This window comes from Halomonas sp. GXIMD04776 (assembly GCF_049808615.1).
GTDB lineage: Bacteria > Pseudomonadota > Gammaproteobacteria > Pseudomonadales > Halomonadaceae > Modicisalibacter.
In genome coordinates this window covers 52,509-72,307 of sequence record NZ_JBNCAN010000016.1, presented here as the reverse complement: position 1 = coordinate 72,307, position 19,799 = coordinate 52,509, and the positions used below count along the sequence as shown (strand labels likewise).

18 protein-coding genes are annotated in these 19,799 nt (G+C 58.7%); 7 read left to right on the top strand and 11 right to left on the bottom strand.

The features are described from left to right. Positions 1-201 precede the first annotated feature (201 nt). A complete protein-coding gene (locus ACPF7Z_RS12130) occupies positions 202-2,661 on the top strand; it encodes a DUF1266 domain-containing protein (protein ID WP_425193507.1) in 2,460 nt (819 codons plus the stop codon). 6 nt (positions 2,662-2,667) lie between these two features. Further along, complete coding sequence (locus tag ACPF7Z_RS12125; RefSeq protein ID WP_425193506.1) at positions 2,668-3,846, top strand: MFS transporter; 1,179 nt, start codon at positions 2,668-2,670, stop codon at positions 3,844-3,846. A gap of 48 nt (positions 3,847-3,894) precedes the next feature. Here ACPF7Z_RS12125 and msrA read toward each other — a convergent pair whose 3' ends face one another. Continuing rightward, a complete protein-coding gene (gene msrA, locus ACPF7Z_RS12120) occupies positions 3,895-4,503 on the bottom strand; it encodes a peptide-methionine (S)-S-oxide reductase MsrA (RefSeq protein ID WP_425193505.1) in 609 nt (202 codons plus the stop codon). A gap of 208 nt (positions 4,504-4,711) precedes the next feature. On the opposite strand from msrA, the gene ACPF7Z_RS12115 reads away from it, so the two are divergent. Genes ACPF7Z_RS12115 through ACPF7Z_RS12105 form a run of 3 tightly spaced genes read left to right on the top strand, consistent with a single transcriptional unit; the run spans position 4,712 to position 8,207 of the window. Continuing rightward, entirely contained in the window at positions 4,712-6,901 is a 2,190-nt protein-coding gene (locus ACPF7Z_RS12115; protein ID WP_425193504.1) for an FAD-dependent oxidoreductase, read from the top strand. 2 nt (positions 6,902-6,903) lie between these two features. Beyond that, the gene (locus ACPF7Z_RS12110) at positions 6,904-7,539 is read left to right on the top strand and encodes a CDP-alcohol phosphatidyltransferase family protein (protein WP_425193503.1); all 636 of its coding nucleotides are present in this window, start codon (positions 6,904-6,906) and stop codon (positions 7,537-7,539) included. Continuing rightward, the gene (locus ACPF7Z_RS12105) at positions 7,536-8,207 is read left to right on the top strand and encodes a DUF3047 domain-containing protein (protein WP_425193502.1); all 672 of its coding nucleotides are present in this window, start codon (positions 7,536-7,538) and stop codon (positions 8,205-8,207) included. Before ACPF7Z_RS12110 ends, ACPF7Z_RS12105 begins: the two co-directional genes overlap by 4 nt. A 143-nt stretch (positions 8,208-8,350) precedes the next feature. Here the strand turns inward: ACPF7Z_RS12105 and ACPF7Z_RS12100 are convergent, their stop codons facing one another. Next, positions 8,351-8,833, bottom strand: coding sequence for an FKBP-type peptidyl-prolyl cis-trans isomerase (locus ACPF7Z_RS12100; protein WP_425193501.1), 483 nt, complete (start codon positions 8,831-8,833; stop codon positions 8,351-8,353). 246 nt (positions 8,834-9,079) lie between these two features. Between ACPF7Z_RS12100 and ACPF7Z_RS12095 the strand changes: the two genes are divergently transcribed. Beyond that, complete coding sequence (locus ACPF7Z_RS12095; protein ID WP_425193500.1) at positions 9,080-9,358, top strand: hypothetical protein; 279 nt, start codon at positions 9,080-9,082, stop codon at positions 9,356-9,358. A 122-nt stretch (positions 9,359-9,480) separates the two neighbouring features. Here ACPF7Z_RS12095 and ACPF7Z_RS12090 read toward each other — a convergent pair whose 3' ends face one another. The 9 genes from ACPF7Z_RS12090 to ACPF7Z_RS12050 form a co-directional block, all read right to left on the bottom strand. Continuing rightward, positions 9,481-9,948, bottom strand: a complete 468-nt coding sequence (locus ACPF7Z_RS12090; protein ID WP_425193537.1) for a glycine zipper 2TM domain-containing protein — start codon at positions 9,946-9,948, stop codon at positions 9,481-9,483. Positions 9,949-10,254: 306 nt separating this feature from the next. Beyond that, the gene (locus ACPF7Z_RS12085; RefSeq protein WP_425193499.1) at positions 10,255-11,853 is read right to left on the bottom strand and encodes an isocitrate lyase; all 1,599 of its coding nucleotides are present in this window, start codon (positions 11,851-11,853) and stop codon (positions 10,255-10,257) included. A gap of 404 nt (positions 11,854-12,257) precedes the next feature. Beyond that, a complete protein-coding gene (locus tag ACPF7Z_RS12080; protein ID WP_425193498.1) occupies positions 12,258-12,695 on the bottom strand; it encodes a GNAT family N-acetyltransferase in 438 nt (145 codons plus the stop codon). After that, positions 12,692-13,915 (bottom strand): JmjC domain-containing protein, encoded by a 1,224-nt coding sequence (locus ACPF7Z_RS12075; protein ID WP_425193497.1) that lies wholly within the window; start codon positions 13,913-13,915, stop codon positions 12,692-12,694. Before ACPF7Z_RS12075 ends, ACPF7Z_RS12080 begins: the two co-directional genes overlap by 4 nt. A 39-nt stretch (positions 13,916-13,954) precedes the next feature. Then, entirely contained in the window at positions 13,955-15,319 is a 1,365-nt protein-coding gene (purB, locus tag ACPF7Z_RS12070; RefSeq protein ID WP_425193496.1) for an adenylosuccinate lyase, read from the bottom strand. A gap of 65 nt (positions 15,320-15,384) precedes the next feature. Then, entirely contained in the window at positions 15,385-16,023 is a 639-nt protein-coding gene (gene hflD / locus ACPF7Z_RS12065; protein ID WP_425193495.1) for a high frequency lysogenization protein HflD, read from the bottom strand. Continuing rightward, positions 16,020-17,177, bottom strand: coding sequence for a tRNA 2-thiouridine(34) synthase MnmA (gene mnmA / locus ACPF7Z_RS12060; RefSeq protein WP_425193494.1), 1,158 nt, complete (start codon positions 17,175-17,177; stop codon positions 16,020-16,022). Before mnmA ends, hflD begins: the two co-directional genes overlap by 4 nt. 87 nt (positions 17,178-17,264) lie before the next feature. Next, entirely contained in the window at positions 17,265-17,714 is a 450-nt protein-coding gene (locus tag ACPF7Z_RS12055) for an NUDIX domain-containing protein (RefSeq protein WP_425193493.1), read from the bottom strand. Then, complete coding sequence (locus tag ACPF7Z_RS12050) at positions 17,711-18,304, bottom strand: pseudouridine synthase (protein WP_425193492.1); 594 nt, start codon at positions 18,302-18,304, stop codon at positions 17,711-17,713. Before ACPF7Z_RS12050 ends, ACPF7Z_RS12055 begins: the two co-directional genes overlap by 4 nt. A 117-nt stretch (positions 18,305-18,421) precedes the next feature. On the opposite strand from ACPF7Z_RS12050, the gene icd reads away from it, so the two are divergent. Further along, positions 18,422-19,678: an NADP-dependent isocitrate dehydrogenase gene (gene icd, locus ACPF7Z_RS12045; protein ID WP_425193491.1), complete on the top strand. Its 1,257-nt coding sequence runs from the start codon at positions 18,422-18,424 to the stop codon at positions 19,676-19,678. The last annotated feature ends 121 nt before the right edge of the window (positions 19,679-19,799 follow it).

Sequence of the window (19,799 nt, the reverse complement as noted above, 5' to 3'; positions counted from 1 at the left end):
AACTGAACGATCATCATCTCGAACGCAGTGTGTATTATTTTAAACGACTCGCCAAGCGTCTTGTGATAATGCTCGTGATACTTCTTCCCTCTACTGTCGATGCACAATGCGATGAGTGCAAGAGCATCGGCCTGTGCGATGCTTTCCGTTACACTATATCGCTGTTTACTTTCTTAGATCTTCAAGCGCCCGAGGTGTGATTTGGTCGATCCCCTTAATGCATGGTGGTCGCAGCAGTTAGTGCTTTGCGGTTGGGCCTACGCGCCTGATCCGATCGCGGTGGAACCGGCGCAGGCCGTGACGCGATTGGCCGAATTCGACATCGTCGAGCGAGGTGAGCTGGGCTGGCGGTTACTCGAGGCGTTCCCAGCCGGTGTCCCGGATCCCCAGTCTCAGCTCGCCGCCATGGAGTATCTGGCACTGGCGGTTGCGGCGGACTGGTTGAGTGTTGAGCATGCCCGAGCCTGGATGCTGCGTTTGACCAAGACCCTCCAGGCTCGCTATGCCGATCTGGACGAGTGGTTGGCGGCGCTACGTGATGTTCGTCTCGAGCGAGGCTGGGCCCAGGGCGATGAAGCATTTGCCAGAGCCAGCGAGGCACTGGCGACGCTTGAGCATGACGGGGAGGGCGTTACCTGGCGCTTGCTGGGCGACTATCTGGAAACCTGTACGGAAAAACCGCTATGGCCCAGTACCGAGACGTCTCACGCCTGGTTGCCCCGGGCGCTGTTTGCGCCATCGCTGGTGGAGTCGCCAGATTACTTACGTGATTGGCCTGATGCAGCTGCCTGGTTAAACCGAATTTGGCAGATTCAGGATCGGGATGATCTGATACGGACGCTGCTGTGGTTGGGGTCCCAGGGGCATCGCTATGGGTGGGATCTCGATGTGGCTCGGTTGCTGGAGCAGGATGAGTCGGCACGCCAGGCCTGGTTGGCAGGGCTTATCGATCAGCGCCGCTACGGAGAGATAGTGCTGGCCTTCATCACTCAAGGAGAGCCACTCGAGTGGGCCGCCTGGGATTGGTTGCGTTTGATCGACCTGGCCTATGCCGGGCTGGCCCTGGGGTGGCTGGCCGACGACGAAGCCGAGCATTTTGCCCTGCACGGGGCTGATCTGCTCACGCGACGCTACAGCGATTGGACGGCGTTGGTACATGCCTATCAACGCGGACGGTGTCTTTTCGAAGGTCAGTATCCCGGGGGAAAGTCGATCACCGAGGAAGCGGCATTGCTTCTCTACTCCCCGGTCTCTCCCTGGTGTATACCGCTCAAGGAGTTGATTAACGACAGGCAGCGCGAGGTGTCACGCGAGGCCATGCGTGACTGGCATCGGGATGATTGGCATTGGGTGCTGGCCCTGGCCTCCGTGCGTGAGCCGGAGTTGCTTTATCGCCAGGGAATAGCGGCGTCGATACCCGAGGCGCGTCGCGAGGATGCCAGACGCTATCTTGCCGAGACGCTGGGCCTGTTTGCCGATGAAGGAGTACAAGGGCTGGCGCGTTATTGGTTGCCGGCACAGTCGCATCATCTCAATCAGCTGGCCGCGGATGTCGCGCACAATATTCTACCGCCGAGCAAGACGGTGTTCGGACAGCCATCACCGGAGGAGCTGCGTGCTCGAAGTGCGCTGGCGGCTTGTGCGGGGCATGCCGCGACCATCCATATGGCAGAGAAATACGCATTCTATCTGTTGATGGCCGACGATAGCGGGAGTTTCGATCATCATGAGTTGAGACGTCTTGCCCGGGCATTGCGCAGCGTGCTGTGTCATCTGTATGGGGAAGCCCAACGGCTTCTCGAGGCCTGGATAGCCTGGGAAACGGTACTGCCGGAAATGCCCGACGATACGCTGGTACATGAAATACGCTGGCATCGGGACGACCCAGGGAGCTGTTTTTATTGGCTGGATTGGCGGCGTCCAGCGTGGCGAGAGCCTGGGCCCCGGCCCTCGTTATCCCGGTTCACCGCCCTGGCCCTGACCGGCCCTCTCAATCCGGGTACCTGGGGGGAGCCCCAGCGCGAAGGGGTGGTGGAAGGCGAGGCGGCACGCCAGTGGCTGGAGAGTCATTATGGTCTGCATAACGCCGACGAACTGCGGGAGTTCCTCACGTTTTTACTCGATGCCGGCGATCGCCAGGAGTATCAGATCAACTATGCACCCTATACTCTCAATCGCGCACGCCTGGAAGAAGAAATAGCCATTCTGGAATCCGGCGAATGTTCGGAAGACGAACGGCATCACCTGTTGCGTCTGCGCCGCGTGCGGGACAACGATACCCGCTGCAATGATACCGACATGGCGGCCTGGGATCTGGCTCAGGCCGTCGATCTGGCCATTACGGGATGCACGCTTGGTTGGCTGGATGAAGCCACATTGGAAAACATGCTCGACAAGGCTCTGTTCCTGGCTCAGCAGCATTACGGCAGCTGGCAGACCTATGCCGAGGGGCTCTTCGCGGGATTTGCCTTCTTCATGGGAGAGACCACGGAGCGAGAGGCTTTTCTGCAGGATTTTCGAAAGGGTCTGGTCGCCTGGCTATGTGGTACGCCCCCGTTGGCAGGTCCCTGGGCGAGCCTGGATTTTCCCGGCTCGCGGCCGCGTCATTGGGCGCCCCGTCATATCGACACACTCCCCGGCGATAGCCGAACGCTACACTGAGACCCCATGATCGAAGCCTATAGTCGAGACTGGTGGCGAGCGACCCTGGCGCTGTGTCTGGGGTCGTTTACCGTCTTCGTCAATCTCTACGCCGCTCAACCCTTGTTGCCGGAATTGCGTCAGGAATTCGACGTATCAACTCTTGCAGCATCGATGGTAATGGCGGTGGCACTGCTGACCCTTGCCTGCTCGTTGCTCATCTTCGGTCCGCTGTCCGATGCCATCGGCCGCGATCGCATCATGCGGTTTACCTTGCTGATCGCCGCGTTATGCTCGCTATCGTTGATGTTTGTCGACGATTTTACTCTGCTGCTCATGGTGCGCGCGCTCCAGGGGGTGGTGCTAGGAGGGCTACCAGCGGTCGCGATTGCCTGGATGGGGGATGAATTCGACTCCCGAGCCTTGATGTTGGCGGTGGGGTTTTACATCAGTGCCAATACCTTAGGGGGTATCGGTGGGCGTGTCGTGGGCGGCTTTGCTGGTGAATATGGGGGATTGCATGCCAGCTTCATGGCGGTAGGACTGCTCAGCCTTGGGTGTGTCGCCCTGTTCTGGTGGCTGTTGCCGTCGGCACGATATTTCGAGTCGCGGCCGTTTCGTCTGAAGACCGCCCTCGAAGCCCTGCTGGATCATCTTCGCAATCCGCTGCTGCTGGGCGCCTATCTGATCGGCGGGCTGAACTTCTTCATCTTCATCAATCAGTACAGCTATATCACCTTCCGCCTGCACGAGGCGCCTTACAGGCTGTCGACGCAATGGCTGGGCATGATCTTCGTCACCTATCTGGGAGGCACGCTCGGCTCGGCGTTATCCGGGCGTCTGGCGCAGCGCCTACCCCAGCCGGTGTGCATGATGGTGGGCATCCTGATCCTGATGGGCGGTACCCTGGTGACGTTAAGTACGTCGCTATCGATCATTCTGCTGGGCCTGGTGATCAACGCCTTCGGTTTCTTTCTATGTCATTCCATGGCCTCGAGCTGGGTGGGGCGACAGGCGACTCACGCTCGGGGCAGCGCCACGGCGCTTTATCTGGTGTTCTATTATCTGGGCGCAAGTCTGGGTGGGTTTTATCTCGAGCCGTTCTGGAATGCGGGGGGGTGGCAGGGCGTAGTGCTGGCATCCTGGCTGATACTCAGTGGAACACTGGGTTTGAGCATTTGGCTATGGCGGCGAACGGCGCCATAGCCAGAGCAGGACAATGGGGCCATGCCAAAGAGCTTTGTATCAACGCGCTTATTTGCTACCGGGCAGGCCTGCCTGCTCACCCCAGACTTCTTTCAGGCGATCGGTGCGACCACAACCCGCCTTGTAGAAACGATAGCGTACGGGATTTTTCTTGTAATAATCCTGGTGGTACTCCTCCGCCTTCCAGAATTGATTGGCGGGGACGATCTGGGTAGCGATTGGCTGACCGAAACGTTCCTCGAGTTCTTTCTTGGTTTGCTCCGCCAGGCGTCTTTGCTGGTCGTTCTGATAGAAAATGGCGCTACGGTATTGGGAGCCGCCATCGCAGAACTGGCGATTTTCAGCAAAGGGGTCGATGTTGTGCCAGAACGCTTCGAGCAGAGTGGCGTAATCCACGATCTGTGGATCGTATTCGACCTCGACAGCCTCGGCATGCTGAGTCTGGCCACGAGAAACCTGTTCATAGCTGGGATTTGACTTTTCGCCACCGATATAGCCGGACGTGGTAGCCTTGACCCCCTCGACCTCATCGTAGGCCTGCTCCATGCACCAGAAACAGCCCCCCGCGAAAACCGCCGTTGCAGTATCGGACTGGGCAAGAGCGGGAAGTGACAATGTCGCTAGCGTCAGTGTCAAAGGGGTCAAAAGCTTGTGCACTGTATTCTCCAAGGATATGAATTATCCCAATTTGGAAACCTTTTTCGCCACCAAGTTCCTCGGCGTGACGTTTCTTGCCGTTTGATAATGATACGTAAGGTTTGATCGTGGCGTGCGACTGCATTAAAACCTGCCATGGCCAACGCATGCTCAATCACTGCCCGCTTAATCATCGCACCCTCAAACACCGTCCAAGGGAGACTGTCAATTGAATCGCAAGCGCCTCATCGTTCTCGCCGTGATCGCCTTGGCGATCGCTCTGTTCTTTGTCAGTGGCGCCGATGATGCGCTGACCCTGGATAATATCAAGAACCAGCAGGCACGCTTTCAGAGCTGGTTCGCAGCAGATCCCTGGCTGGTGGCCGGTGGCTTCTTTGCCGTTTATATCGCCATGGCGGCGCTTTCATTGCCCGGTGCTGCGTTGCTGACGCTGCTCGCCGGGGCGCTGTTCGGGCTGGGCTGGGGACTATTGATCGTCTCTTTCGCCAGCGCCATCGGCGCGACACTGGCGTTTCTGATTGCGCGACTGGTGGCCCAGAAACCGTTGGAAAGACGCTTTTCTCGTCAGCTTGCCAGCATCAATCGCGGTATCGAGCGGGAAGGGGCTTTCTATCTGTTTACCCTACGTCTGGTGCCGATCTTCCCGTTCTTCATCATCAACTTGGTAATGGGGCTGACGCGCATGCGGCCCTTGACGTTTTATTGGGTCAGTCAAGTGGGCATGCTGCCGGGCACCCTGGTCTACGTCAACGCCGGCCAGGAGTTGGGAGAGCTGCAGAGTCTAGGCGGTATCCTGTCACCGGGCTTGATCGCCTCCTTTGTATTGATCGGCATCTTTCCGTTGCTGGCGCGCTGGAGCGTGGATCTCATCAAACGCCGTCGCATGGCGCGGCGTTATGGCAAGCCACAAGGATTTGATTATGACATTGTAGTCATCGGTGCCGGCTCGGCAGGGCTGGTGGCAAGCTATATCGCTGCCGCTCTCAAGTCCCGGGTGGCCTTGGTCGAGCGTGAGCGCATGGGCGGCGATTGCCTGAACACAGGCTGCGTGCCATCCAAGGCCCTGATTCGTGCTTCCCGTATCGCGCAAACGGTACGCGAAGGCGGGCGCTTTGGCATTCATGCCGAGGAACCCCGTATCGATTTCAAGCAGGTCATGAGCCATGTGCACCGGGCAATCGATGATGTCGCTCCGCATGACAGTCCCGAGCGTTACGAATCTCTGGGCGTCGAGGTGATCAATGGTCAGGCGCGTTTGCAGACCCCCTGGGAAGTGCGCGTCGATGACCGGGTATTGACCACCCGGCATGTGATCATTGCCAGCGGTGCGCGTCCGAAGGTGCCTGAACTGCCGGGGCTCGAGTCAATCGATGTGCTGACGTCGGATAATCTATGGCAGCTCGAGACACTGCCCAGGCGCTTAATGATCCTGGGGGGCGGCCCTATCGGTTGCGAGCTGGGGCAGGCCTTTGCCCGCCTCGGCAGCCAGGTCACCATCGTACAGCATGCCCCGCAGTTGTTACCCCGCGAAGACGCGGATGTCGCCGAGGTGCTGCTGGCGCAGATGCGCAGCGAAGGTATCGAAGTGCATCTTGGGTCCGTTGCGACTGGCATAGAGCCCGGGCCGAGCCATGGCGATGAGGGCAAGGTGCTCGTCGTCGAACGCGACGGAGAAACGCAGCGTCTGGTGTTCGATCGTCTGCTGGTGGCCGTCGGGCGCGAAGCCAATGTCTCAGGCCTGGGTCTGGAGGCACTCGGTATCGGCACTACCCCCCGAGGTACGCTGGATGTGGACGGTACCCTGCGCAGCCTGCATCCCAATATCTGGGCCTGTGGTGATGTCGCGGGGCCTTATCAGATGACTCATGCCAGCGCGCATCAGGCCTGGCATGCCACGGTCAATGCGCTGTTCGGTGAGCTCAAGCGCTTCAACGTGAACTATCGCAATCTTCCTGCGGTGACGTTCACCCAGCCCGAGGTCGCCCGGGTAGGGCTCAATGAACGCGATGCTACGCAGCAGGACATCGCATTCGAGATTACACACTATGAGTTTGCCGAGCTCGATCGTGCCATTGCCGAAGGGGAAACCACCGGCTTCATCAAGGTGCTGACGATGCCCGGCAAGGATCGCATCCTGGGCGCGAGTATCGTGGGTGAACATGCCGGTGAGCTACTGGCGGAATTCACCCTGGCCATGACGCAAGGGATCGGTCTCAACAAACTGCTGGGTACGATCCATCCGTATCCGACCTTCTCCGAGGCGGTGAAGGGCAGTGCCGGGGTCTGGAAGAACGCCCACAAGCCCGAGCGAGTGCTGGGGTGGCTGGAGCGCTACTTTACCTGGCGTCGTCGCGGTCGTGGCCATGACCATTCCCGCAGCGTGGAGGAGGTGAGGTAGCCATGCTCGATCGATGGTCGACGCAGTGGGTACAGCCCCCGTTGGCGTGGCTTGCGACACGTCTGGCCCGTCATCGGGTTAATCCGGATCAGGTGACCCTTGCCGGGTTCGTCATCGGCATGCTGGCGCTACCGTTATTGGCCATGGAGGCCTACGCCGCCGCGCTGGTTGTCATTCTGCTCAATCGTCTGGCGGATGGGGTGGACGGGGCGTTGGCGCGGCATACCCGGACCAACAGCGACGCCGGTGGCTTTCTCGATATTGGGCTGGATTTCGTCTTTTATGCGACGGTCGTGCTGGGATTTGCGCTGGCGGACCCTGGAGCCAATGCAATGGCGGCAACGCTTCTACTGGTTGCCTTCGTCGGTACCGGCAGCTCCTTTCTGGCATTTGCGATCATGGCCGCCAAGCATGGGCTAGAGCGACCACACTTCACGCACAAGGCCTTCTTCTATCTCGATGGACTAACCGAGGGCACCGAAACAATCCTGGCGTTTGTCGCCTTTTGTCTTTGGCCTGAGCACTTCCCTGTGTTGGCGATCATCTTTGCCGCAGCCTGCATCATCACGACGATGACGCGGTTATGGGGGGGATACCGCACACTCAGGCATCGTGAATCAGAAAAGGATAAGACATGAAGACATTGATGCATGCCGGACGCTGCTGGATGAGTGGGCTGATGTTGATGGTCGCATCAACGGCCGGTGCGCAATCACTGGAATTCAGTGCTGAGGATATCGCCGATTGGCCGACACGCTCCTTCGAGGGCGAAACTCGCTACTCCTTGGTCACGCAGGCAGGGCAACAGGTGCTTCAGGCTGAGGCCAATGGTCGCGCGTCCGCCAAATATCTGGAGCGCGAGATCGATCTGACCAAGACGCCGTATCTAAGCTGGTGCTGGAAGGTGGGAAGCGTCTACCCGGGGCTCGACGAGACCACCAAGGCAGGCGACGACTATCCGGCGCGGGTCTATGTGGCCAACAAGACGGGAATCTTGCCCTGGCAGGTTCAGGCGGTGAACTATGTCTGGTCGAACAACCAGACGGTCGGTACACATTGGGTCAATGCCTTTACCGATCGTGCTCGACTGCTGGCCCTGCAGAGTGGCAGGCAGAACGCCGGGCGATGGGTCGCCGAGGTGCGCGATGTGCGCGAGGATTTCAGCAAGCTGTTTGGCAGCAGCCCCAAGGAGGTTGATGGTGTGGCGCTGATGAGCGACGGCGACAATGCCGGTGGCAATGCTACGGCCTGGTTCAGTGGGCTTCGCTTTTCCGCATCGTCAGAAGCGCCTTCCTGTCCCGAGTAATGGAAGCGGATCGATAAACGCTAACCGAACTGAGCCAGACAAACGCAAAAGAGGGCAGCCAAGGCTGCCCTCTTTAATTAGCTATCCGTGATCAGCCATCTGCTTCGCACCTCACCACTATCGAAGAGGGTGAGGCAGGATGATCAGTGCTGATGTCCGCCTTCACCGTGCACGTGGCCATGCTCGACTTCTTCTTCAGTCGCTTCGCGCACTTCCGCAATTTTGACATCGAAGTTCAATTTCTGACCTGCCAGCGGATGATTACCATCGACCGTAACGGTATCGCCTTCTACACTGGTCACGGTAACCATCAGCGGCCCGCCTTGGGTCTGAGCCTGAAACTGCATGCCCGGCTCAACGGATTCGACACCCTGGAAGGCATCACGCGGCACTTCCTGCACCAGCGCAGGCTGATTTTCGCCGTAGCCTTCTTCTGGTGTGACGGTCACTTGCAGTTTTTCACCATTCTCACGTCCTTCCAGCTCCTTCTCCAGACCCGGAATGATATTGCCGGAACCGTGAAGATAGGTCAGTGGCTCGCGACCTTCCGAGCTGTCCAATACCTCACCGGCATCATTGGTCAGCGTGTAGTGGAATGCAACAACGGAATTTTGCGCAATCTGCATTTGTGATGGACCTTTCGATAAAATATGTACTTCTCATGGTAACGTGCCAATCAATGGTCTGTCAGGAGTCGCAAAGAATTTTCATGTGCAGCAGGGTTTGGATGACGATGATTCAAGGGTGATCCTGCAAGCGGTCGGGGTGAGAGGGCGCCTATCGCTATTGCGCGGATAAGAAGGCCTGGAGTACCCTGCCGTCACATTTTGAACGCCACTTTATTCTGCTGTCCTAACTCTAGGAGTAATGCCATGACCGTGACCTTGATTTGGCTGATTGTCTTCGCCCTGATTCTGACACTGACGCTGAGAGGCTGGGACGGCGGTTTGGGAAATTTCTTCGAGCGCAAGATGCCTGCGGCATTCAAGAGCAGTCGTGATGACCGCTGGATCTGGGGTATCGCGCTGGCAGTGCTGGGCGCCACCTTTGTCGTCAAGCCGATTTCCATGTTGATGACGCTGCTACTGCTGGCACTGATCGTCTGGGGCATTACCAAGCTGGTGCGCTGGGGGCTCGCCAAGGCGCACTGATGGCTCAAACGGTTTTCGTTGCATCACCCATCCGTCTGTAATCAACAACCTCGCCTATGATGGCGAGGTTGTTGTTCATGGGCCATGGGCCGCGATCTCCTTGAATCAGCGGCTATCTCGAATCAATAGGGCGCCACGCTCATGTTGGCACCGTTGCCTATCAGACGTACGCGCTGGCCCACTTGCCAGTCCCGGTCGGCTTTCTGGACCACGATCACCGTATCACCGGTCTCGCGACGAATCTCCATCTCTACCGCATTGACTCGATTGGCGCTATCCTCGATCTTCTTGCCCGCAACACTACCGCCGATGGCGCCGGCCGCCGTGGCGATGGTCCTGCCCGAGCCGCCACCGATCTGATTGCCCAGCAGGCCACCCATGACTGCGCCACCGAGCCCACCAAGCACACCGCTATTCTGATCGTCGGCCTGGATGCTTACCGGGCGCAACGCCTGGATGGTGCCGTAAGTTACTGTCTGACCAGTTTTGGCCTGGCTACCCCGATACGTATCACCGGAGTAGATGTCGCTGTTGGCACAGCCCCCTAACGTCAAGATTCCCAATGCGATGACAGGGAGATAACGCGTCAGCTTCATGGCTTGATCTCCAAGATGGATTTGTTTAGAAACAGTGTTTTGTTAGAAGTTTAACGCGAATGGTCTGGATTGGCTACTCATTAATAGACTACAGGTCTGGAGTTTGGTGCGATGAGAGACGGAGCCTGCGTCCCGTTGTTGGTCTGAATGGCAAAGAAAGCCACAAAACGAACAATAAAAAAGGGAGGCGAAGAGCCTCCCCTGCAATGGCTAGTCGGACGCAGAGCCCACTACATTACTTGCTGGAAGTTGAGCGCCCCCCCCCAGCTCTATTCGATATACGCGTTTGGAAAAACACTCTTAACCGAACTGGCCCATGGTGTTGTCCTTGCCGCCCGCCTTGAGGGCGCCTTCGCCGGAGAAGAACTCCTTATGGTCATCACCCAGGTTGGAGCCGGCCATGTCCTGATGCTTGACGGTGGCGATGCCCTCGCGGATCTCCTTGCGCTGCACTCCGGCCACGTAGGCCAGCATGCCTTCGTCACCGAAGTAGCCCTTGGCCAGATTGTCAGTGGACAGGGCGGCGGTGTGATAGGTCGGCAGCGTGATCAGGTGATGGAAGATACCTGCTTCACGAGACGCATCCTTCTGGAAGTTGCGGGTCCAGCGATCCGCTACCGTAGCCAGTTCGGTATCGTCATATTCGACACTCATCAGGTTGGCACGGTCGTAGTTTGAGACGTCCTTGCCTTCCTGTTCCCAGGCATCGAACACTTGCTGGCGGAAATTCAGCGTCCAGTTGAAGGACGGGCTGTTGTTGTAGACGAGCTTGGCATTGGGCACTGCCTCGCGGATGCGATTGACCATGCCGGCGATCTGTCCCACATGGGGCTTCTCGGTCTCGATCCACAGCAGGTCCGCGCCATGTTGCAGGCTGGTGATGCAGTCCAGCACGACCCGATCTTCGCCGCTGCCTTTCTTGAATTGGTACAGACCGCTGGCCAAGCGCTTGGGCTTGATCAGCTTGCCATTTTGCTTGAGCACCACATCGCCGTTATTGATGTCGTCGGCACTTGCGATCTCGTCGCCATCGAGGAAGCTGTTGTACTGATCGCCCAGGTCGCCCGGTTCATTGGTCACGGCGATCTGCTGAGTCAGGCCCGCACCCAAGGAATCGGTACGTGCCACGATCACACCGTCGTCGACCCCCAGTTCCAGGAAGGCATAGCGCACGGCGTTGATCTTGGCCAGGAACTCGGCATGGGGCACGGTGACCTTGCCATCCTGGTGGCCGCACTGCTTGACGTCGGAGACCTGATTTTCGAGCTGGATGGCACAGGCGCCAGCCTCGATCATCTTTTTCGCCAGTAGATAGGTGGCTTCCTCGTTACCAAAGCCCGCATCGATGTCGGCGATGATCGGCACCACATGGGTCTCGAAACCATCGATCTTGCTTTCGATTTCCTTGACCTTCACGTCGTTGCCGGCTTGCTGGGCTTCTTCCAGGCTGCGGAACAGGTGATTGAGTTCCCAGGCGTCAGCTTGCTTCAAGAAGGTGTAGAGCTCTTCGATCAGAGCCGGGACCGCCGTCTTCTCATGCATCGATTGGTCGGGCAGGGGACCGAATTCGGAGCGCAGGGCGGCCACCATCCAGCCCGACAGATAGAGGTAGCGGCGCTTGGTGGTGCCAAAATGCTTCTTGATGGAGATCAGTTTCTGCTGGCCAATGAAACCGTGCCAGCAACCCAGGGACTGGGTGTACTGAGCGCTGTCCGCATCATAGGCGGCCATGTCCTCCCGCATGATTTTCGCGGTGTGCTTGGCAATCTCCAGCCCGGTCTTGAAGCGATTCTGGAGTCGCATGCGAGCGGCGTGCTGAGGATTGATACCTTCCCATTTGCCTGCTTGGGCCTCACGCAGTTGGGCAATAGCCTTGATCTCGTCTTGGAATGCTGACATGGAGTCATCCTTCATCAGTAGGAAAATATCTCTTGGGCGATTCAAGGCAGTCGCACGCACCCGTCTGGATGCGCTGCGACAACCAATCGGTGCAGAATGCTGCTTGATGTCATGCTGCACCAGCGAAGCCGCGATTCCTTTGCAGCCACCGGTGTGATGCTTGGTTAAGGTGGATGCGCAGGAGACAAGTTGAAATCCGGTTAATCAATGGCGCCTAGAGGTAGCCACTACATGCTTGATCCGCCGATGCTTCGATCTTGTCATATATAGCACTATCACCCAAGGTGACAGGCTTCAACAATTATTATTTAGGGGTAGGGAGCGTTGTAGTTTGACTACACGAAGAGGAGTTCATGCTTGCCCTTGTAGTCAAATTTCCAAGACAGGGATCGTGGGGAGTGTGACTAGTCGTTTAGGGAGAGTCTCATGCTGCGATGCGGTATTCCGGCGTCGAGAAACTCGTCTCCAAAGACGTCAAAACCCAATTTGCGATAAAAGTTCAGAGCCTGTATCTGGGCATCCAGCAGAATCTCGCGGTCACCACGTCGCTGTGCTGCGTCAATGGCGGCCTGCATCAACTGCTCGCCAATACCTTGGCCGCGCGCCTCTTTCAGTACCGCCACCCGGCCAATATGACCGTCCGGTAGCAGGCGCGCCGTGCCGATGGCATGGCCTTTGCGGTAGGCGAGAAAATGCAGACACTGTGGGTCGCGACCATCCCACTCCTCTTCCTGAGGCACCGCTTGTTCTTCGATGAAGACGCGTCGGCGGATATCGCTGGCCTGCTCGCCCAGGCGTGTCCAATCACCTTGGTGAATCTCGACAGCGGTTTCGGGCGTCATGGGTGTTCGTCTTCCTCTTCGTGCTCGTCATCCGCGTATGGCCAGCACAGACTGCCTCGATCGAGCAACTGAACGAGCAGCTCGGCACTGCCGGGGTGATCCAGGGCATCGGCATCGATCGGTCGATCGCCGGCCAGCAGAACGGCAAGGCCAGTTTCACAGGTCAGGCCATCGCCATCGACGAAGAGCGTGGCCCTTGAATTGCCATGATCGCGATAGGCAAAACGCGACCCCAGGGTACGTTCGAGCAGAGTGCCTTCCTGTAACTCGGCAACAAGGTGGGCGATGACCGTGGGCGACTCGGCACCGATCAATTGATCGGGATATTTGGGCTGTGTCATGGCGCGACCGAACCACTGCAGCATCTGCTCAGGATCGTCCAGGGTATTCAGAATCAATGCGCGCATGCGTGCGATGGCGGCATCATCGATTTCTCCCGGGTGGGTTGGGGGGCTGAGATCGGGATCGCCATAACGTCGTGAGTTCGGAAGCTGTTCCCCCAAGTAGTCGGCAAAGGAGGTGATGGACTCGTCCGCGGACAGGGCGCGAAAACCCACGGAGAAGGTCATGCAATCAGAGGATTTGCTGACGCCATGATGGGCCATGCCCGGCGGGAGATAGAGCATGTCGCCGGGCTCGAGCAGCCACTCCTGATCTGGCTGAACCTTGAAGCGCTCGAGGATACGCAGATCGATGCCGCGAATGATCGGGGCATCGTCGGCGACCTTGCCACCAAGCTGCCAGTGCCGCGTGCCGCTGGCCTGGAGTAGAAAGACATCATACTGATCGACATGAGGTCCGACGCTACCGCCGGGCGGCGCGTAGCTGATCATGATGTCGTCGAGTCGCCAGCGGGGCAGGAAGTGGAAGTGCTCGAGCAGCGCGTTGACTTCCGGCACATAGTGATCCACGGCCTGAACCAGCAGCGTCCAGTCGCATTTCGGCAGGCGCGCAAAGGTGGCCTCATCGAAAGGGCCGTGGCTGACCCGCCAGGGTTTATCGACGCCGTTTGCATCCTTGCCATGCTCTTCTACCAGCCGTGCCTCGATGCCGTCCTCGCAGGCCAGACCGGCCAGCTCGTCCGGGGAAAGGGGCGAGACGAAACCGGGGAAGGCACCACGGATCAGCAGCGGTTTTTTCTGCCAGTACTCTGCCAGGAACTCGGCACTCGTGAGACCGCCAAGCAGGGTCAAAGGTGCGTGTGAAGCTGGTCTGTTCATGGGTTCATGGAGTATGTCATGAGTTCATTGGTCATGAGTTCATAGCGCCTTGGCTTGTTCGATAGCATTGCCGATATAGGTGCCGGGCGTCAGGGCCTTGAGTTCGGTCTTGACGTGATCCGGCAATTCCAGGCCATCGATGAAAGCGGCAAAGCCGACCTGGTCGATGCGTTTGCCCCGGGTGAGCTCCTTGAGCTTCTCGTAGGGTTGCTCGATGCCGTAGCGACGCATCACCGTCTGGATCGGCTCGGCGAGCACTTCCCAGCTTTGGTCGAGATCGTCGTTCAAGCGAATCGAATTGGCTTCGAGTTTACTGACGCCCTTGAGCGTGGCGTGATAGGCGATCAGGCCATAGGCCAACCCGACCCCCAGGTTGCGCAGCACCGTGGAGTCGGTGAGGTCGCGCTGCCAGCGAGAGATGGGCAGCTTCTGAGCCAGGTGGCCAAGCAAGGCGTTGGCCAGCCCCAGATTGCCCTCGGCGTTCTCGAAGTCGATGGGATTGACCTTGTGCGGCATGGTCGAGGAGCCGATCTCGCCGGCCACGGTCCTCTGCTTGAAATAGCCTAGAGAGATATAGCCCCAGATGTCTCGCTCGAAGTCGATGAGGACGGTATGGAAGCGGCAGATGGCATCGAACAGCTCGGCGATATAGTCGTGGGGTTCGATCTGAGTGGTGTAGGGGTTGAAGGTCAGCCCCAGGCTCTCGACGAACTGCCGAGCGTTTGCCTGCCAGTCGATTTCCGGGTAGGTCGTCAGGTGAGCGTTGTAGTTGCCCACCGCGCCATTGATCTTGCCCATCACCTCGACGGCCTGGATTTGCTTGAGCTGACGGCGCAGACGATAGGCGACGTTGGCCATCTCCTTGCCTAGGGTGGTGGGACTGGCGGTCTGGCCGTGGGTGCGGGAGAGCATCGGCTGTTCGGCGTGCTCATGGGCCAGACGTTCGATGGCCGTGGTCACGTCCTGCATGATCGGCAGCAGATCACCGAGCCCATCCTTGAGCATCAGGGCGTAGGAGAGATTGTTGATGTCTTCGCTGGTGCAGGCAAAATGAATGAATTCGGATACCGCATGCAATTCGGCGTGGGCGGCGACTTTTTCCTTGAGGAAGTACTCCACCGCCTTGACGTCATGATTGGTGGTGCGCTCGATATCCTTGATGCGCTGAGCCTCGTTGACCGAGAAGTCGGCCACCAGCCGGTCGAGGAACGCCTTGGCATCGCTTGAAAGGGCGGGGACTTCCTGAATGCCGGTATGTGACGCCAGGCACTCGAGCCAGCGCACTTCCACGGTCACTCGGGCACGAATCAGGCCGAATTCACTGAAATGCTCGCGTAGCGCCTCGGTCTTGTTGCCGTAACGTCCATCGACAGGGGAAAGGGCGGTAAGCGAAGAGAGCTTCATGAGGATTTTCCGATAAGTCGGACGTCATCGACACTGGCGTCCAAGAGGTCAATGGTCGAATCGAATCAAAGCAGTCGATCCAGGGATTTCTTCATCGCGCTGCGCTGAAACAGAAGCTTCCAGCGTCGGCCACCTTGCTGATGCCAGAGCAGGGCAAAGCGAATACCCGACAGCAGTATGGCGCGTACCCGTTCCGGCATCATGCGCTGTTGCAGTAACGCGGGATCGCCCTGCACCACGATGCGCTGACGGAAGGTGGAAATGGTGTTCTGGTAGAGTTCACCCAGGCTGGCAATGACGTTTTCGTGAGTCTCGCCGAAGTGCTCTGCCTGATCCTGAACACGGGCGAGTCGTTCGCCCAGGGTATCCAGCATGGCAGGCTGCTTGCGCAGCTTCTGCATCAGCATCATGAGCGAGAAGCCATAGCGCAGCACGCTGGGGTCGGTGCGCTCGCGGCCCACTACCGCATTGAGGATCTCGAGCCCCTGGCGAAGGTTGTTATGATGGCCGCCGTAAATGGCCTCGAAGCTTTCCGGGTTGGTTTCCACCGTGGCCTTGATCAGCGTTTGCCAGGCACGCTCATCACAATGGCCGGTGCGCGCCAGCTGATCGACCAGCGCTGCCGCCTGAAAGACACCGGCCAGGGCAATGGCCTGACGCGCCGTGGGATCGTCGGGGGCTGTCTGAAAGGGAACGACACTCATGCGGCACACGCCTCTTGCGGCCAAGCCGAACGAATCACACCGCCGCCTAGGCACACCTCTCCGTCGTAGAGCACCAACGACTGTCCTGGTGTCACGGCCCATTGAGGCTCATCGAATGTCACTTCGACGCTGCCGTCCTCGTGCACGCTTACGCTGCAAGCCTCATCCGCCTGGCGATAGCGGGTCTTGGCGGTCAGTCTGAGCATGCCACTGGACGGCGGCGTGCCGGCGATCCACTCCATCGCCTCGGTGTTCAACCTATCGGTGTAAAGCAAGGGATGATGCTTGCCCTGCACCGCGATCAGCACGTTGCGCTCGAGATTCTTGGCAGCCACGTACCAGGGTGCGTCGGGATAGTCGGCCAGGCCGCCGATACCCAACCCCTGGCGTTGGCCCAAGGTGTAATACATGAGTCCCAGGTGCTTGCCGATAACATCGCCATCCGGTGTCTCGATATGCCCGGGTTGGGCCGGTAGATACTGTTTGAGGAAATCACGAAAACGTCGCTCGCCGATGAAGCAGATGCCGGTGGAATCCTTCTTTCTGGCAGTGGCAAGCGCATGACGCTCGGCCAGCTCTCGCACCCGGGGCTTTTCCAGTTCGCCCACCGGAAACAGGGTGCGGGCGATCGCCGACTCCGGCACGGCATGCAAGAAGTAGCTCTGGTCCTTGTTTACATCGAGACCCTTGAGCAGCCGCGGCCGGCTGGCGCGTTCGCCGCGACGCACATAGTGGCCGGTGGCGATCTTGTCGGCCCCGAGCATTTCGGCGTATTCCAGGAACACCTTGAACTTGATTTCGCGGTTGCACAGGATATCGGGGTTGGGTGTCCGCCCGGCGCGGTACTCGGCGAGGAAGTGTTCGAAGACGTTGTCCCAGTACTCGGCGGCGAAGTTGGCGGTATGCAGCTTGATGCCGAGTTTGTCACAGACGGCTTGAGCATCCGCCAGGTCCGCCTTGGCGGTGCAGTATTCGGTGCCGTCGTCCTCGTCCCAGTTCTTCATGAACAGCCCTTCGACCTGGTAGCCCTGCTCGAGCAGCAGCAATGCGGACACGGAGGAGTCGACGCCGCCGGACATGCCGACGATGACCTTGCCGGCGTCAGCTCCCGTTGCCGCTGAGCTCGTGGTTTGAGATCCCGTGACTTGAGACATGAACGCTCTCGGATGGCTCTCTAATGAGATATGTGAAGAATTCGATTGCGCGAGAGTATACCTGAAATCGACCAGACCCTTCGAGGGTCACCGCTCGTGGATGATGTCGAGGGGATAAAGCCGCCCGCCGCGCAGATCCCGCAGACGTTGCATGACCAGCGGACTACGCAGACGACCGGCGCGATTTAGGTCGTCGATTTCATCCAGGGTCAACCAATGCGCGGCGACGACCCCCTTGTCCAGGGTGGTGCCGAGCCGGGCCAAGGGCAGGCCGACAAAGGCGTGGCTATGAAAGACCAGTCCGTCCTTGGCGGTGAAGATGTAAAGCCCGAGATAATCCGTGATGGCCACCTGCCAAGCCGCTTCCTCGCCGGTTTCACGAACCGCCGCTTCGGTCAGGCGCTCGCCGGGCTCGAGATGACCGGCGGGCTGATTGAACAGGCTGAAAGGCCCGCCACGATCTTCTTCGACCATCAGATAGCGCCCACTGCGTTCGATGACCGAGGCGACAGCGACTCGGGGTGACCAGCGTTTCATGAGCGTCTCCTTGCGGCTCGAGGTGATGAGGGGCGACGCTTCAAGGGGGCGTGCAATGTTTCACAGCGCCATTGGCCGGGGGCCAGACCCTCCAGTCGCCAGGCTCCGATGGCCACTCGAATCAGACGTAGGGTGGGATGATCGATGTGCGCTGTCATGCGCCGCACCTGACGATTGCGTCCCTCGTTTATGGTGATCTCCAGCCAGCTCACACGATCGCCGGCACGCTGGCGAATCGGCGGTTCTCGGGGGGTGACCGCGGGTGCAGTCAGGCGCCGGACCTGGGCCGGTCGCGTCATGCCGTCTTTCAGCATTACTCCCTTGCGCAGGGCGTTGATGGCTGTGTCATTGGGCTCGCCTTCGATCTGAACCCAATAGGTCTTGGGCTGTTTGTGCTTTGGGTCGCTGATGCGATGAATCAGCTGACCGTCGTCCGTGAGCAGCAATAACCCTTCGGATTCATAATCGAGCCGGCCCGCGGCATAGATGCCGGGTTTGTCGATCACTTCTTTCAATGTGGCTCGTCCCTGATCGTCGCTGAATTGGGAGAGCATCCGATAAGGCTTGTGCAGCAGATAGAGGGTACTCACTGGTCTTGGCGATCTCCGCCTAAAGATTGTCGACATCCGTAAGGGCAAAGCCTACTCCGGGTCCGTGGGGCGATGCTATACTGCCGGTTCTACTGATTACAGCACAGGGAGTCATCAATGGGATTCCAGAAAATCGTCGTTCCTGAAGGCGGCGAAAAGATTACCGTCAACGCCGACGATACCCTGAACGTGCCTAACGAGCCGATCATCCCGTTCATCGAAGGGGATGGGATTGGTGCCGACGTCACGCCGGCCATGAAGATCGCTATCGATGCGGCCGTCCAGAAAGCCTACAACGGTGAGCGCAAGATTCACTGGATGGAAGTCTATGCCGGCGAGAAGGCCACCCAAGTCTATGATGCGGACACTTGGCTTCCCGAGGAAACCCTGGAGGCGGTCAAGGAGTACGTGGTGTCCATCAAGGGCCCATTGACCACACCCGTGGGTGGCGGTATTCGCTCGCTGAACGTGGCGCTGCGTCAGAAACTCGATCTGTACGTCTGTCTGCGTCCGGTGCGCTGGTTCGAAGGTGTGCCCAGTCCGGTCAAGGGCCCCCAGGACGTGGATATGGTCATCTTTCGCGAGAACTCCGAAGATATCTATGCCGGTATCGAGTGGCAGGCGGGTTCCGCGGAAGCCGAGAAGGTGATCAAGTTTCTGCGCGAAGAGATGGGTGTCACCAACATTCGCTTCCCCGAGCAGTGCGGCATCGGCGTCAAGCCGGTTTCCGAGGAAGGGACCAAGCGTCTGGTGCGTCAGGCCTTGCAGTACACCGTTGACAACGATCGTGATTCGCTGACCTTCGTGCACAAGGGCAATATCATGAAGTTCACCGAGGGGGCCTTCAAGGATTGGGGCTACCAGGTGGCGAAGGAAGAGTTCGGTGCCGAGCCTCTAGATGGCGGCCCCTGGATGACCTTCAAAAACCCCAACAGCGGGAAAGAGGTCGTGGTCAAGGATGTCATCGCCGACGCGATGCTGCAGCAGATTCTGCTGCGCCCGGCGGAATACGACGTTATCGCCACGCTGAATCTCAACGGTGACTATCTTTCCGACGCCCTGGCGGCGGAAGTCGGTGGCATCGGCATCGCCCCGGGGGCCAACCTGTCCGATGCGGTGGCGATGTTCGAAGCGACTCACGGCACCGCGCCCAAGTATGCTGGCCAGGACAAGGTCAATCCCGGCTCGCTGATTCTCTCCGCCGAGATGATGTTGCGTCACATGGGCTGGGTCGAGGCTGCGGATCTGGTGCTCAAGGGTATGGAAAAGGCCATTGCCAAAGGCGAGGTCACCTATGACTTTCACCGTGTGATGGAGAAGGCCGTATTGCTCAAGTGCTCTGAATTTGGCCAGGCGGTTGCCGATAACATGTAATATTGACGCTGAAACGCGACCCCCGTTCGTACCGCGTTCGGGGGTTTTTTCGTTTTTCCCTTGCAAGGTCGCCCCTCGGGACGCATCTTTCAAGTGAACCCTGAGTGTTTCTCCACGTCTA